Here is a 15258-nt window from a genome sequence, read left to right on the forward strand (position 1 = left end):
ATTATGTCTAGAAGACTCCCGCCATTAAACGCCCTAAAAGCTTTTGAAGCTGCGGCACGTAATTTGAGCTTTACCAAAGCCGCAGAAGAATTGTATGTCACACAAGCTGCTGTCAGTCATCAAATTAAAACCCTTGAAGAGCACCTTGGGTTAAAACTCTTCTTGCGTAAAAACCGCTCCTTACTTCTGACTGAAGAAGGACAGGGTTATTACTTAGACATAAAAGAAATTTTTAATCAGTTGGTCGATGCCACCGATAGGTTATTAGCGCGTGGCGCAAAAGGGTCATTAACGGTATGTTTAACACCAAGCTTTGCCATTCAATGGTTGGTACCTCGATTAAGTAAGTTTCACGAGCTGCACCCTGAAATTGATGTGCGAATAAAAGCCCAAGACGATGAAGAAAACTCGTTAACCGATGACGTAGACGTGGCTATTTACTATGGCCGTGGTAACTGGAACGGGGTAGAGGCCTATCAGCTTCACAAAGAGTATTTGGTGCCTTTATGTAGCCCTTTTCTTCTAACAGGCCCGAAACCACTCCATACACCATCAGATTTAAGTCAGCATACCTTGTTACATGACACCTCTCGTCGAACTTGGAAAGCGTGGATGAAAACTGCCGGTGTAAGGGATGTTCCTGTGAATCAAGGACCTATCTTTAGTCACTCATCCATGGTGTTACAGGCTGCGATCCACGGCCAAGGCGTTGCACTGGGTAACAGTGTATTAGCAAAACCTGATTTAGATGCGGGCCGCTTAGTCATTCCTTTCAGCCATAGTTTAGAAAGTAAAAACGCGTTTTATCTTGTAGTGAGAGAGGCGCAAGCTGAGCTGGGTAAAATCGTTTCGTTTAAAGAGTGGATGCTCAGTATGGTAGAGCAAGAGGAACAAGAATGATCCAATGGATTAAAGCTGATAACCCCAAAGCACAATTTATTTTTGCCCATGGGGCGGGGGCAGGCAGTGACTCTGAGTTTATGCAAGATATGGCTAATAAGCTGGCTGAGCATGGCATTCAAGTTGGCTTATTCGATTTCGAATATATGCAAGTTGCCAAACAAACCGGTAAGCGCCGTCCACCGGATAGAGCGCCTAAGTTACTCGCCTATTTCAACAAAGTACTAGCATCAATCGATACGGATCTACCTCTATTTATTGGTGGCAAATCAATGGGCGGTAGAATGGCCTCATTATTAGTGACTGAGCACTCTTTACCTGTAAAAGGCGTGATTGCTATGGGTTATCCGTTCCACCCACCAGGCAAACCTGAAAAACTGAGAACGGATCATTTTGCTGATATTCCTTGCCCATTCTTAGTATTACAAGGTGAACGAGATACCTTTGGTACACAAGCTGAACTGGCTGAAATGTCATTTGCTAAAGCGCCAACTTTTCAATTTTTTCCCGATGGCGATCATTCACTAAAACCGCGTAAGAAAAGTGGCTTTAGCGAAGAAGCACATCGTTTGGCTGCAACAAAAACTACTGTGGAATTTATAGAGCAACACCTGAATGACTAAACTATTTTTATTGATAGGCAGCTCATATTGCATGTTATCAGTGGTGTTAGGTGCTTTTGCCGCTCATGGTTTGAAAAAACATGCTTCCGAGTATGCGGTAGGTATTTTTAAAACAGCAGCTGAATACCAAATGTTTCATGGCTTGGCTTTGATTTTAGTGGCGATGCTGATTAAGCAAGGTTTAAAACTTAATGCATCAGGCTGGTTATTTACCCTTGGCACCATTTTATTCAGTGGCAGCTTATATTTGCTGGCGCTGACCGAATGGCGCTTTTTAGGCCCGATCACGCCAATTGGCGGCGTGTGCTTTATTTTAGGTTGGTTGCTTTTGATGATTAAAGCAGCCAAACATAAATTTTAATTAAAGAGATTTGAGAACACCTATGTCGAGTGTTGTGATTTATTGTCGTAGTGGCTTTGAAAGTGATGCCGCAGCTGAAATTAACCATCATGCAGCCTTACAAGGCGTTGCAGGCTATGTAAAAGCCAAGCCAAATACCGGTTATGTGAGTTTTGAAACCTATGCAGCAAGCGATGCAGAATTGCTCATTAAGAAAATCGACTTTCAAAGCTTGGTATTCGCAAGACAGTGGTTTGCAGGTGTCTTTGTCAGCAAGATGTCGATAGAAGATCGTGTCAGCGAAGTAAAAGCCGTAGTGGCTGACTTCCCATTATGTGGCGAGTTGCGTGTAGAAACCCCAGATACTAATGAAGGCAAAGAGCTTTCAAAATTCTGTAAGAAGTTTTCAACGCCGCTTGCGAAAAGTCTAGAAAAGCAAAATAAGCTGACTCGTGCAGTAAAGAAGAACCGCCCAGTATTACATGTGATGTTTTTAGCAAACAATACGGCATTTGTGGGTTACTCTTTCCCAAATAATAACTCGCCTTTCTTTATGGGGATTCCGCGTCTGCGTATGCCTAGTGATGCGCCGAGCCGCTCTACGTTGAAACTAGACGAAGCCTTTCACGTTTTTGTGCCGCCAGAAGAAATGGAACAACGTGTACAGCCAGGTATGCGTGCCGTGGATTTAGGTGCGTGCCCGGGCGGTTGGACCTACCAACTTGTTCGTCGAGGCATGTTTGTCGCTGCCATAGATAACGGGCCGATGAATCAGAATTTAATGGATTCAGGTCAGGTGAAGCACTTCAGAGAGGATGGCTTTAAGTACTTACCAGAAAAGCGCAATAACACTTGGTTAGTATGCGATATGGTAGAAAAACCGAAGAAAGTGACAAACCTAATGTTAGATTGGATGGTGAATGGCTTTGCTAGCGAGTTAATTTTTAACTTAAAGCTACCCATGAAGAAACGCTTTGAAGAGGTGTATCAGTGCCTAGAGCTAATTCGAGAAGAGTTACCTAAGTACGAGATTGAGTATACTTTGCAAGCCAAACATTTATACCATGACCGTGAAGAGATCACGGTACAAGTGCAAATACACAAGATCCCTCAAAAACTGTTCAGCTAACGTTTAATGCAGTTTTTATAAAAATAATAAAGCCCTGACTTATTCAAGTTCAGGGCTTTTTTTGTATTTAATGTAATAGTTTAATTTGAGGTCAGGTTATTTTAGCGCGAGATATAATCTTGCGCTGTAATAGCAAAGTACTCAACCTGAGAATGTAAAATATGAGTAGGGTTCGGATCGACTACTTCCACCTGAATGTTGTTGTGGCGGGCAATCTCTAATGCCATATTGGTGATATTGACGCTAAACGAGGTCCCCATGAATACCATTTTCTCAGCGTCTAGCATCTGCTGTTGCGCTCGGCTGATTTCATATAACTCAGTGTAGTATTCATCAAATAGCAGTACATATGGCTTTAATGATTCATTTAATATTGGCCCATTTTTACCTATTTTAAATAATTCAAGCAGCGAACTTTCGAGGTTTGTTTCATCCACCTCATCCCAAGGGGCTCTAATACGTTCAACATCATCGCCTTGATGATGGAATAAAGTGACTTCATCCAATCGACCGTGAATTGAAATGTAATCAGGATTACCGGCTTTACCGTCTAAGCCATCGATGTTTTGTGTGATCAAGGTTTTGTCAGCAAGCCAATGATGCACTTTATTAGGCCCGTGGTGGCGGTAAGTGGCAAAACGGTTGTAATACCATTTTAAAAACTCACCAGGGTTGTGCATATACATATCGCGCGTCGCCATTTGCTGTGGCGTATAGTTACGGCTACCAATCGTCCAAAAGCCATCTTCCCCACGAAAGGTAGGAATGCCACTTTCAGCACTGACGCCTGCGCCTGTGATATATAAAGTTTTGTCAGTCTTCGTCATTTGGTTTGCTCCTAAAGTGCTGACATTAAGTTACTGTAATCATCGCGCCAAATAAATGTTGGCTTTTGATTTGGCCAAGGGCTTTGAAGATGCTTAAAGCTTTCAATTGCCTGCTCATCAAAGGTTAAAGTGACCCAGTGTGTGTTGTGCTCATGCGCTTGCTTGGCTTTTGTTTCAAAGAAATGTACTTTAAGTTTCAGCTCGTCAGCAAGGCCGCGCATGAGGGGCGTGAGATCTAAATGACTATTAGAGATATGTATTGCTAAAACACCATTTTCCTTAAGCTGTGATAAATATAGTTGCATGGCTTCAAGCGTTAACAAGTGCATAGGAATGGCATCGCCACTGAACGCATCTAGGACAAGGGCGTCAAATCTGTTTACTTGGCCTTGCTCTTTTTGCTTTTGAAGTTGTACACGACCATCACCAACCACATATTCAACCTGTGCTTTACTTTTATTTAAGTAGCTAAAATGGCTTTGCGCCGTTGCCACAACATTAGGGTTTAGCTCGTAAAATGTATAGTTATCACGATGCTTACCGTATGCTGCCAGCGTACCTGCACCTAAGCCGATAAAGCCCACTTGCGCACCGTTGGCTTGACTGTTGAGTAGTTGAGCCACCGCTGTTTCAAAGCGGTAGTAACTTTGTGGTTGACCTTGTAAGTAAGTCGGTTCAATGATCTCAGTACCGTGAGAGGTGGTACCATCAATTAAGCGACGCTCCATTTGCCCATTGACAGAAACTTCTTTGACCGACAATAAGCCATAAAAGTTACGCAATCTCAATGTGTCATGGTTGGTAAATTGGCTGTTTAGCCAGATAAAAGTCGGGGCAAGTAATACTAGTACCCCGCTAGCGACAAGCACCATGTTACGGCTTTTTGCAAACTGCTCTGTACTTATTAAAGAATAAATGAAAAGCGCCAATACAAGCCCTAAAGCCAGAGGATACTCATAAAACAAAGTAAAAACCTTTGGCGCGATGAAAGTAACCGCTGCTGTGCCTAAAGCCCCACCTAAAGACATCATTAAATAAAACTGTGTCAGTTTAGACTGATGCGGTTTGGTCTTCTCAAGCTCGCCATGACAGATCATACAGGCACTGAATAACACGGTTGAATAGAGCACAATTTGACTGAGTAAATCGAGTTGGCTGTCAATAAAGAACAGCATCAATCCAATAAAACTACTGAATGCGAACACCGCCAGCCAAAACCAGCGTTGGTAAATTTTAGCTGAGTGAAAACATAGAATAAACGTCAGTAAATAGAGTGATAAAGGCAGCAACCATAAAAAAGGAATAGGCGATACATTCTGTGTCATCGCGCTGGTGGTTGCCGTTAGCATGATCACACCACTGGCACTGAGCAATAGCCACAAAGGCAGACGCTTATCCAGTGTCGAAGTACTTTCATTTGTTTGCGCCTGAGTGTAATTGTTTTGTTTAAGTGCTAAGCCAATAAAACCTGTAAATAATAAGACAAACACGCCATAAACAAGGCTCCAAGCCCAAGATTGTGCAGACAGTGTTAACCAAGGTTCAAATACAAACGGGTAACTGAGTAGTGCTAAAAAAGAGCCTATGTTTGAGTAACTATAGAGTTTGTACACTTTGCTGTTGAGCGATTGAGATTGCCAACTTTGTAATAGTGGCGAAGTTGCAGCAAGCACAAAATAAGGTAGACCTACGCTCTGAGCAAGTTTAAGTAACAAAGCGAACTCTGGAGAAGCTTGTTCCTTAATATCACTATCAGATAGACCTAAAGGTATAGCGAGTAAGCTAATGAGTAAGAGGCTCAAATGCACAATTTGCTGTTTTTTTATATCAAGAAATTTAACCAGCAAGTGTGCATAACAATAGCCTGCGAGTAAAAAAGTTTGAAAAAACAGTAAGCAGGTTGTCCAAACTTGTGCGCCACCACCAAACACGGGCAGCAAAGATTTAGCTAACAAGGGCTGAACTTGAAACAGCAAGAACGCACTTATGAATATCACTATAGTGGCTAGCATGCAGAGCCTTTTCTCTTTGGAAAATTAATTATTGCGCACTTTAGAGTGTTGTATTCATAGATGCAAATAGAGTTTAACTGCTTATAACCCGAGCAATGTTAATTGTCTTTTATAAATGATATTTAATCTCATTTTCTTAAACAGGTACTTCAATATGTATATGATATAAGGTAACATTTGCGTTGTTATATTATCTCTCTGGTGTTTTAAATGAAATTAAAATTATTAAGCAGTGCAATCTTATTAGCCATGCTAAGTGGCTGTGGTAATAGCAGTAAAGTTGAAGAAATCACGCCGACTGAACAAGTCGATCAGGGTTCTGGTGAAGGTTCGGGCGAAGGCTCTGGTAGCGATCATGACCATGAAATTGAGTATCCACTAGGACGACTTGCTGTTTCATTTGCTGATGAAAGTGATGTATCAGTTTATGACCTTACAAACAATGAACTATTAGAAACAGTTACTTTAACTAACCCTGTTTCTGCACTTTATGCGAGCCCAGAAGGTCGCTATGTGGTTGCTATTCAGCGTGATCATAACCATGTTGAATTTATTGATGGCGGAATTTTCTTAGAAGCCCATGATGACCACTTCCATCTAGAACAAGAAGATGTTCAGGCGGTGAACTTTGAATTAACAGAAACAAAGCCAACACATTATGTACCAGGTGGTGAGCATGCATTGGTATTCTTTGACGGTGATAAAGACACTCAAGCAGATGCAGGTTTTGCTTTAATTTCAGATGAAGGCATTACTGAAGCAAAAATTGATGCTCATCATGAATTTAATACTTTCATGCATGGTACCGGTGAAATTCGTGGTGAGTATGTGATTTCAACACTACGTGATGCTGATGCCGAAGGCACGTTACCAGATCAAATAGCACTATTTGAACTGCATGATGATCACTTCCATCAAGAGCAAGAATTCGAACATAAGTGCCCAGGGCTTCATGGTAGCGTTCAAACAGAAGAGTTTGTTGCTTTCGGTTGTACTGATGGCATCGTTGCGATTGAAGAAGAATCAGAAGTATTTACTTCAAAACATATTGCATATCCAGAAGGTTTTCCAGAAGGTGTTCGTATAGGTAAATTTATTGGTCACCCTGAAAACCACACGGTCATTGGTTTATCTCGCGTAGGGCCATACTCTGTTAACTTAGAGACTGGTGAAATCAAAGCTTTTGCATGGCAACCAGAAGGTGTTGAAAAGTATCTTGCATACGCAGGTAATGCAAAGACAGGCAACGCATTAGTGCTAGATGATCAAGGTTACTTAAATGTTTTCCATGGCGAGCATGACTGGGAAAATGAAGCGCGTATTCAAGTTTTAGAAGAAATTGAAGAAGGTGCCACGGCTAAGATCATTGCAAACATGGCGCATCACATTGTTTACGTCGCTTATGGTGAGCACTTATACGCAGTAGACACTGAAGCAAAAACAAGCACTGAAATTCAGCACTTTGATAAGCCAATCGCGAACCTTACTTGGGTAGGTGCGTTTGAAGCTGAAGAACATGATCACGAGCATGACCACTAAGTAAATCTTATTGTTTAACAGACTCCCACTAAAAATGGCAACCAATAGGTCGCCATTTTTTTATCGAAGTTTAAAGGACAGAGAGTTAAACTTCGCGATAGTTCTTACGATAATTTTCAACCCATAGCTTGGTTGCGCCACATACTGCAACAGGCATTACGATCAAGTTTACGAAAGGAATCGAGGTTAAAACAAATACTGCAAAACCAAACCCGTACGATAACCCCTGTTCGTTTTTTAGGTCGTCTTTCATTTGCTTGAAATGAATCTTGTGATTGTCAAACGGGTAGTCGTTGTACTGTACGTTGTACATCCAACAGGTAAATAGCACCCACATGATTTGCCCGAATACAGGGAGTATCCAAAGTAAAATAAAGAAACCGATTGCCCTAGGAAGATAGTAACAAAGCTTAGTCCACTCTCGTCCAAGCATACGAGGTACGTCTTTTAAGGTATCTGACAGCTTATCGTCATTGATAGGTTGGCCTGTTAAATAGAACTCAACTTTTTCACTAAGCAAACCATTAAAAGGTGCAGCAATGAAATTGGTTATTACAGTGAAAACCATGGAGTAGGAGAATAAGATCACCAAGATAGCAATCGGCCACATCAGCCATTCAAGCCAACTCAACCAAGATGGCAGCAAGTTGTTGATGTATTCAAAGCCTTGAACTAGCCAATCGTATAAAAAGAATAAAGAACCGCCGAATAGCAAAACGTTAATAAACAATGGAATAAATACAAAGCGTTTTAATCCTTTTTGAGTTATTAACGAAAACCCAGCAATGAAATACTCAATACCTTTGCTTAACTGCACAACTAGCCTCAACAATTATATGTACACGTTTTTAGTATAAAGTGTTCCAGAGACAGCGACTAGCGCTTATAGTAACAAACTATGTCAAAGTGGAAGCTTGCGATCAGCAATAAGGTTATTTAGGCAATTCAACGTTGTAACGTTTCGCATACCATAAAAAGAAGGGCAGCTCGATGACTGAGAAGCTTACCAAGGTAAACCATACCCAGCTAACTTCAGTGAAAACTAAAGTGAAAGTCTGAGATGAGCCCATATATACAGAGCCGACGACAAACAAAGAAATCACTGATGCAATTAAATCTTGTAGAGAGATCTTCTTAAGGTCATTGCCCGCATATTTTGGGTTTGCATAAAAATAGGCAACAAACAGCACAATAAAATTAACCGCGATAATTGCAAATTCTGGAGTCATAGTTGATAAACTGTTTAATAAAAACGCGAATAGTGTAGCGTTATGCGGATCTACTGTCCAAATAAAAGAAAGGAAAAAGGCGAGTAAAGCAGCCCGCCTTTGTGTTAGCTCAAGCTTTAGAAAGTATAAGTCGCTGAAATACCGAAAGTGCGCGGGTCAATAATACCGGCGTTGCCATATGGGTCACGGGCATTTGCAGGGGAACGGTGAGTTACTGCTTGTCTATCTAACGCATTATTCACGAACACGTTGAAAAGCCAATTCTCCAATTCATAGTTGGCATGTACTCGAACCAAAGAGTAGTTACCCGCTTTCTTTTCTGGTTCATTCATAAATGTCCCAAAAAACTCATCAACATAATTACCAGAAAGACCGACATTGAAGGCATCATTAACCCAATACTTTACACCTGCATTGGCGGTGATTTTGGGTGCTGAGTTGAGCTCTTTGCCATTTAAGTATTTGAAGGTTTCAGTGCCATCTTTTATTTCAGTCTCAAGAAGGCCTAGACCACCGGTCACTTGTACATTGTCAGAGAGCATTGCAGACACTTCTAACTCAAGTCCATAAGTATCAACACGCGCTAGGTTATCAATATTTCTGTTAGGGCCTACAGCTTGATAGCCCTGGTAGGCATTAAAGAACACATTGGCACTGAAGTTAACATTGCCATCATTCAGTGAGCTTCTTAGGCCAGCTTCGTAGGTGTTCACATATTCAGCATCGTAATAATAGTACTGCTGCGTCATCCAGTTAAAAGCACCACCGGCAGAGTTATAGCCTCGGCGTGCACTGATGTTTGCGGTATGTTGTTCATTTATCTTGTATTGCAGAACAACTTTAGGTAAGCGAATAGTATTTTCTTGATCAAGTATAGAGCGAGAGCGGTGAACCAGTTGTTCACCTTCCATCGCATTTTCTATGTAATCACGGAACTGTGATTCTTGTTCTACACGTAGACCTGAGATCACACTGAATTGCTCATTGATGTTGTAACTGACTTCACCATAGATTGCGCGTGAGTCACTACTGTCGTTACCTTGATATAAGAAGCCTGTATGGCTTTGATAATCCTGCTCTCGCTCAAAATAGGCCAGGCCAATAAAACCCTTAAGCGCTGCATCATCTAAACCAAAGTTGTACTTACCATCAAAAGTCACGTTCTTTTCATTCATAATGAGAAGCTGATTTCTCGCTTCAACTAATTCGTATGAATTAAAGCCCCACCTGTGATCCATATATGCCCACAACACATCGACGCTGCTGTTTTTATCAATTGTGTAGTCGACATTTAATTTTGTTGTGCGTGTATCTGTGTCCATATTTCTTTCGAAATTTGGTACGTAGGCCCAAGGATCGTCATTTCTAAAATAACGACGGCCTGAGTTGCCTTCTTCACTGTTGCTGTCAAAACTTAACATAGTAGAAAACCCTTCAAGGGCTTTTGGCTTCCACAATAGCTTAGTGCCATAACGTGTGGTTTTGAGTTTGTCTAAATCAAATTCAGGGTCGTGGGTTGGGTGAATGATGCTGTTATCATAATCATTACCTTGAAGACCTTGCGCTGTGAACCTAAATGCTAATTCATCTTCAATAATAGGGCCTGATGCCATCACAGAAGTATCAATATAATCACTTTGATTACGGTATCCAAGTCTACCTGCAGCTTCCCAATCAAAACTTGGATCTTTGGTTTTGATGAAGATCATGCCACCAATGCTGTTTCGGCCATTAGTCGTTGATTGAGGGCCTCGAAATACTTCGATTTGTTCTACGTCCCAGATACCAGAGTCACCGGTTAAGTCAGCCATATAAGGTTGGTAAATGCCATCAACTAAAATTGAAACACGGCCCTTAGCACCCCCTGTTACACCATTAAAGCCTGCGGCAGCACCATTACCGGATACACCACGAATGTCAGGTAAAGCGCCTGGTTTAACAACCACATTGGCAATTTCAGAGACTGCTGAAGTAACGCTTAAATGAGTCAATGTTTTAAGTAGTTCTTCATTGATTACTGACACAGAAGAAGCGGTATCTTTTAAAGTTCGTTCGGCTTTTTCACCCATGATAACAATGGTTTCCATTGATTCATGAGTTGTGTTGTCATCTTCAGCGAATGCAGCTGTATTTAAAAACGCACAAGATAGTGAAGCTGCAATTAAGTGCTTGGTAAAATTCTTAGACATTATGAGATCCTCTCAATAATTTTTGGATATAGGTCGGCTTTCCTACCGATACTTGGTATGGATGCGCATGCCGAGCTCGTCGAGTTGACTGTTGAATATATAAGTGCAGAGAATTCAACGGCGGGGATTATAGGTACAAGGTTGTTAAATGTAAATGCAAATAGTTATCAATGTCAATGTTTTAAATCAAAACAAGCAGTTCTGACGCTGGACGGTCGCAATCTGTTTGTGTTTATAAATATCAGGTATAATCGCCAAGGTCTTTTGTGGGGTAACTATGATTTCTAAAAACCAACTAAAATTATTGCGTGCATTGGCGCAGAAAAAATATCGCAAACAACATAATTGCTATTTAGTGCAAGGAGAAAAAAATATTCTTGAGTTGTTTGCTGCCAATGTGCCAGTAAAACAGTTATTTGCCTCACCTGTATTTATTGCAGCCCATAACGATAAAATTCTTGCCGATGACATTGTCGAAGCCGATGAAGAGAGTTTAAGTAAAGCGAGCACTTTAGTGAGTAACAATGCGGCCATTGCCATTGTCACTATGCCAGAGCCAAGCTGCATAGACGTATCAGGCCTCGTACTAGTGCTAGATGGGGTATCAGACCCAGGAAACCTAGGCACCATTATTCGCGTGGCTGACTGGTATGGTTTGAAGCAAATCGTGGTTAGCCAAGATTGTGCTGACCATTTTAATCCTAAGGTGATTAGTGCGACCATGGGCTCGTTTGTTCGTGTGAATGTGATCCGCACTGACTTGGCGGAATTTTTAGCGGACTATGACGGCGATATTTATGGCGCCTACCTGGGTGGTCAAAGTGTTCATAAAACTCAGTTTGCTACAAAAGGGGTGTTGGTAATGGGCAGCGAATCTCATGGTATTCGTGAACAAGTTGCGCCGTACGTCAACCAAAAGATCACCATTCCTGCTTTTGGTGGGGCAGAGTCGCTCAATGTGGCTATGGCGACTGGTATCATCCTAGATAACATTAAGCGCCAAGCTTAATCTTTGAAGATTATTTTGTTATTGTTTTCAATTAACTAAAGTAACCCTAAAAATCATGCGGCTGACCCATATTAAGCTTGCAGGCTTTAAATCATTTGTTGAGCCCAGCAAGATCCCATTCCCAGATCAGATGACCTGTGTGGTCGGCCCCAATGGCTGTGGTAAGTCTAATGTGATTGATGCGGTACGCTGGGTGTTGGGTGAAAGCTCAGCCAAGAACCTGCGTGGCGATGCCATGACAGACGTGATTTTTAACGGCTCAACACATCGTAAACCAGTCTCTCAAGCTTCCGTAGAACTCTTCTTTGATAACACTTCAGGTGTATTGCAAGGCAGTCTTGCAAATCGAAATCAAATCGCGATTAAGCGTTTAGTAACCCGAGATGGCCAGTCATTGTATTTTCTCAATGGCAGCAAATGTCGTAAACGCGATATTACCGACATTTTCTTAGGCACAGGCCTTGGTCCGCGTAGTTATGCGATTATCGAACAGGGTATGATCTCTCGCTTAATTGAAAGCCGCCCACAAGAGCTCAGAGTGTTTTTAGAAGAAGCCGCCGGTGTTTCTAAATACAAAGAGCGACGCCGCGAAACGCAAACCCGTATTCAAAGTACACGTGATAACTTAGAGCGCTTGCTAGACATGCGCCAAGAGCTAAAAAATCAGCTTGATAAACTCTCGGTGCAAGCAGAGCAAGCGAAGCAATATCGTGAACTAAAGCGAGATGAGCGTTTGCTCAAAGGTCAAGTTGCAGTTATTAAATGGCAAAAGCTAAACGCACAACAACAGCAAAAAGCCGCCGAAATCGCTGAGCTTGAAAAACAAATCCGCTTTTTTAGTGACGCTCATCAAGGTCATGCAGATGTGCTTTCAGCACTAGAAGCAAAGCTTGAGCAAGACACTCATAAACTAGAAGACACACAACAACAAAAGCATCGCACTCATACCGAGATAATTCGCTTTGAGCAACAAAAACTCAGTGCACAGCAACAAAAGACGCAACTACAAGCTGACATAGATAAACAAAAGCAAGCATTTAAAGAAGCACAAGATGCACTGCAAACCCTGCAGCATGCGCAAACTGAGTTTACCGAGCAACAGCAAGTGGCAGAGCAAGGGCTTGAACAAGCGAAAGAGACGTTATTAAAAGCACAAAATACATTTGAATCGTCACAAGCTACACATAAAGCACAACAAGCGAAGTTAAATGCAGGTCAGCATGAAATATCTGAGCAGCGCCAAACTTTGCAACAGGAAGAACAAAATCTTAAGCAAGCAGAGTTATCGCTGACTCATTTGCAGGCAAATATAGCAGATGTGGCAAAGCAAATTGAACAGCAGCAAAGCCAATCAGTGATAAAAGAGCTCGATGCAGCAAAAGCCGAGTTTAATCAGCTTGCGAAGCAAATGGCTGGGCTACAATCGCAGGCCAAGCAACTGTCTACGACTTTAGATGATGCACAGACTCATTATACAAAGGCCGAGCTTGAAGAGCGCGAGCGCGCGCAAAAGCTCAGTAGCTGCAAAGTAAATATCAGTGCGTTAGAGAATGTGCTTAGCTCACTGACCGAGGACGTACAGCAGACGCTACTGCAAACCTTATCTGTCAATACGAGTGATGCAGCGATTGTTGAAAGTGCGCTGCTTGGCATGACGTTATTACCTGTGAGCGAAAGCACCACTGAGCATGGTGTTTGGGATAACACCCAAGCGCCTCGCGAGGGCTCAGTTGCAAGTTTACTGCAGGGGCAGGTTTACCTGGCATTTTTAAACCAGATCCAATTACTTAAACAAGGTCAGAGATTTACCCCCGAGCTAGGCTGGTGGATGGCCGTTGATGGCGAAGGTAACTTGTATGGTGAGAACTTTAGAGTTAGTAAGTCTAAACAAACTTCTGTAGGCTTATTAACACAGCAAACGCAATTAAACGAACTTAATGCTGAATTACCAAAACTAATCGCAGAGGTTGAGCAAACAAAAGCGCAAAAAGAAACCCGACAAACTCGTTTACAAGTAGCGCAACAAGAAATAGAGAGTAACAGTACCAATATTCACCAAATCGCTCAGAGTATGGCAAAGGCACAAACTCACTCCGATCTATTAGAAAAGCAACATGCTAATTGGCAACAAACACTCGAACAATACCAACAAAAGCAAGGCTCGCTTAAAGCACAGTTAACTGAGCAAGCAGCACCTATTGTCAAACAAAAACAACAGATTGCTGACATAGAGGCTGCTCTTGAGTTACTGCAAGCGCAGCAAATTGAGTTACAAGCTCAGGCCGATGAACAAGAACAGGCATACACTCAGGCTGCAAGTCACTCGCAAACGGCTCAACAAGCATTGCATCAGGCAGAGCTTGAGTTACAAAAAGTTCAAAATACGTGGCAAATTGAGCAAACAAAACAGCTACACAGTCAAAGCGTGTTAAATAGCGCCCTAGAGCGTCTTGAAACCTTACAACAGCAATTAGAAGATCAACAACTGCCACTGCTAGAGTGTGAAGAGCAGTTGATGGTTTTAGTTGAGCAGCATCAAGAAATCGAAATTCAGCTAGAGCAGTGCCAAACGCAAAAAGCTCAAGCCCAAAAAGCACTACAAGATAAGCAAGCGAGTTTGCAAGACGCACAATCGGGCGTTACGAAAAAACAAAATCAGCTTCAGCAGCTTAAATTAGCAGAGCAAGAGCTAATGATTAAAGCGCAGTTGATGCTAGAACCCCTTGAAGAGTTACAGCAAACACTCAAAGATATTCTGGCAAGTTTGCCAGAAACCCCTAAGCTGGTGAGCTTTCAGTCAAAGTTACAAAATACTACTCAACAGTTGTTGGAGTTAGGTGCGGTAAACCTCGCTGCGATTGAAGAATATGACCAAGCACTTGAGCGCAAAACGTATTTAGACGAGCAGCTGGATGATCTAACTGCCGCACTCGAAACCCTTGAAGGCGCTATTCGTAAAATAGACCGAGAAACCAAGCAGCGCTTTAAGCAAACCTTTGATCAAGTAAACAAAGACTTTGCTGGGTTGTTCCCGAAAGTGTTTGGGGGAGGGCAAGCTTATCTAGAGTTGACCTCAGATGACCTGTTAGAAACCGGTGTGGCGATTATGGCAAGGCCTCCGGGCAAGAAAAACTCAACAATTCACCTTTTAAGTGGTGGAGAAAAAGCGCTGACCGCATTATCATTAGTGTTTTCAATATTTAGGCTAAATCCAGCGCCATTTTGTATGCTGGATGAAGTTGATGCACCGCTTGATGACGCCAACGTCGTGCGTTTTTGCCGTTTGGTTGAAGAAATGTCACAATCGGTGCAATTTATATATATTAGTCACAATAAAATCGCCATGGAAATGGCGGGAAGACTGACGGGGGTAACCATGGCCGAACCGGGTGTTTCGCGTATGGTTGCCGTAGACATAGAACAAGCAGTGCAAATGGCACAAACGTAGCAAGATAAAGGTG

The 15258-nt window shown here is 42.1% G+C and carries 12 protein-coding genes; 7 read left to right on the forward strand and 5 right to left on the reverse strand.

What is annotated here, in order from left to right:
* Nucleotides 1–3 precede the first annotated feature (3 nt).
* Genes ABMY35_RS07025 through rlmM form a run of 4 tightly spaced genes read left to right on the forward strand, consistent with a single transcriptional unit; the run spans nucleotide 4 to nucleotide 2992 of the window.
* Complete coding sequence (locus tag ABMY35_RS07025; protein ID WP_349285568.1) at nucleotides 4–900, forward strand: transcriptional regulator GcvA; 897 nt, start codon at nucleotides 4–6, stop codon at nucleotides 898–900.
* Complete coding sequence (locus ABMY35_RS07030) at nucleotides 897–1523, forward strand: alpha/beta fold hydrolase (RefSeq protein WP_349285569.1); 627 nt, start codon at nucleotides 897–899, stop codon at nucleotides 1521–1523. The genes ABMY35_RS07025 and ABMY35_RS07030 overlap by 4 nt, the downstream gene beginning before the upstream one ends.
* Nucleotides 1516–1884: a DUF423 domain-containing protein gene (locus tag ABMY35_RS07035; protein ID WP_349285570.1), complete on the forward strand. Its 369-nt coding sequence runs from the start codon at nucleotides 1516–1518 to the stop codon at nucleotides 1882–1884. The genes ABMY35_RS07030 and ABMY35_RS07035 overlap by 8 nt, the downstream gene beginning before the upstream one ends.
* A gap of 22 nt (nucleotides 1885–1906) precedes the next feature.
* Nucleotides 1907–2992 carry a 23S rRNA (cytidine(2498)-2'-O)-methyltransferase RlmM gene (gene rlmM / locus ABMY35_RS07040; RefSeq protein ID WP_349285571.1) on the forward strand — a complete coding sequence of 362 codons (1086 nt, stop codon included), beginning with the start codon at nucleotides 1907–1909 and terminating at the stop codon, nucleotides 2990–2992.
* Between the two features lie 101 nt (nucleotides 2993–3093).
* Here rlmM and ABMY35_RS07045 read toward each other — a convergent pair whose 3' ends face one another.
* Both ABMY35_RS07045 and ABMY35_RS07050 read right to left on the reverse strand, forming a co-directional pair.
* Nucleotides 3094–3819, reverse strand: a complete 726-nt coding sequence (locus ABMY35_RS07045) for a Sir2 family NAD-dependent protein deacetylase (RefSeq protein ID WP_349285572.1) — start codon at nucleotides 3817–3819, stop codon at nucleotides 3094–3096.
* Between the two features lie 11 nt (nucleotides 3820–3830).
* Nucleotides 3831–5831 carry a fused MFS/spermidine synthase gene (locus ABMY35_RS07050; protein WP_349285573.1) on the reverse strand — a complete coding sequence of 667 codons (2001 nt, stop codon included), beginning with the start codon at nucleotides 5829–5831 and terminating at the stop codon, nucleotides 3831–3833.
* A 210-nt stretch (nucleotides 5832–6041) separates the two neighbouring features.
* Between ABMY35_RS07050 and ABMY35_RS07055 the strand changes: the two genes are divergently transcribed.
* Nucleotides 6042–7370 carry a hypothetical protein gene (locus ABMY35_RS07055; RefSeq protein ID WP_349285574.1) on the forward strand — a complete coding sequence of 443 codons (1329 nt, stop codon included), beginning with the start codon at nucleotides 6042–6044 and terminating at the stop codon, nucleotides 7368–7370.
* 85 nt (nucleotides 7371–7455) lie between these two features.
* On the opposite strand, the gene cysZ is transcribed toward ABMY35_RS07055, so the two are convergent.
* The 3 genes from cysZ to ABMY35_RS07070 form a co-directional block, all read right to left on the reverse strand.
* Entirely contained in the window at nucleotides 7456–8187 is a 732-nt protein-coding gene (gene cysZ, locus ABMY35_RS07060; protein ID WP_349285575.1) for a sulfate transporter CysZ, read from the reverse strand.
* A 115-nt stretch (nucleotides 8188–8302) separates the two neighbouring features.
* Nucleotides 8303–8599 (reverse strand): hypothetical protein, encoded by a 297-nt coding sequence (locus ABMY35_RS07065; RefSeq protein ID WP_349285576.1) that lies wholly within the window; start codon nucleotides 8597–8599, stop codon nucleotides 8303–8305.
* 116 nt (nucleotides 8600–8715) lie between these two features.
* Nucleotides 8716–10788: a TonB-dependent receptor gene (locus tag ABMY35_RS07070; RefSeq protein WP_349285577.1), complete on the reverse strand. Its 2073-nt coding sequence runs from the start codon at nucleotides 10786–10788 to the stop codon at nucleotides 8716–8718.
* A 277-nt stretch (nucleotides 10789–11065) separates the two neighbouring features.
* Here ABMY35_RS07070 and ABMY35_RS07075 point away from each other — a divergent pair, with 277 nt between their 5' ends.
* Nucleotides 11066–11797: an RNA methyltransferase gene (locus ABMY35_RS07075; RefSeq protein ID WP_349285578.1), complete on the forward strand. Its 732-nt coding sequence runs from the start codon at nucleotides 11066–11068 to the stop codon at nucleotides 11795–11797.
* A 55-nt stretch (nucleotides 11798–11852) separates the two neighbouring features.
* Entirely contained in the window at nucleotides 11853–15245 is a 3393-nt protein-coding gene (locus ABMY35_RS07080) for an AAA family ATPase (RefSeq protein WP_349285579.1), read from the forward strand.
* Nucleotides 15246–15258: the final 13 nt, after the last annotated feature.

The sequence above is a fragment of the Pseudoalteromonas sp. BZB3 genome (genome assembly GCF_040104455.1).
Classification (GTDB): domain Bacteria; phylum Pseudomonadota; class Gammaproteobacteria; order Enterobacterales; family Alteromonadaceae; genus Pseudoalteromonas.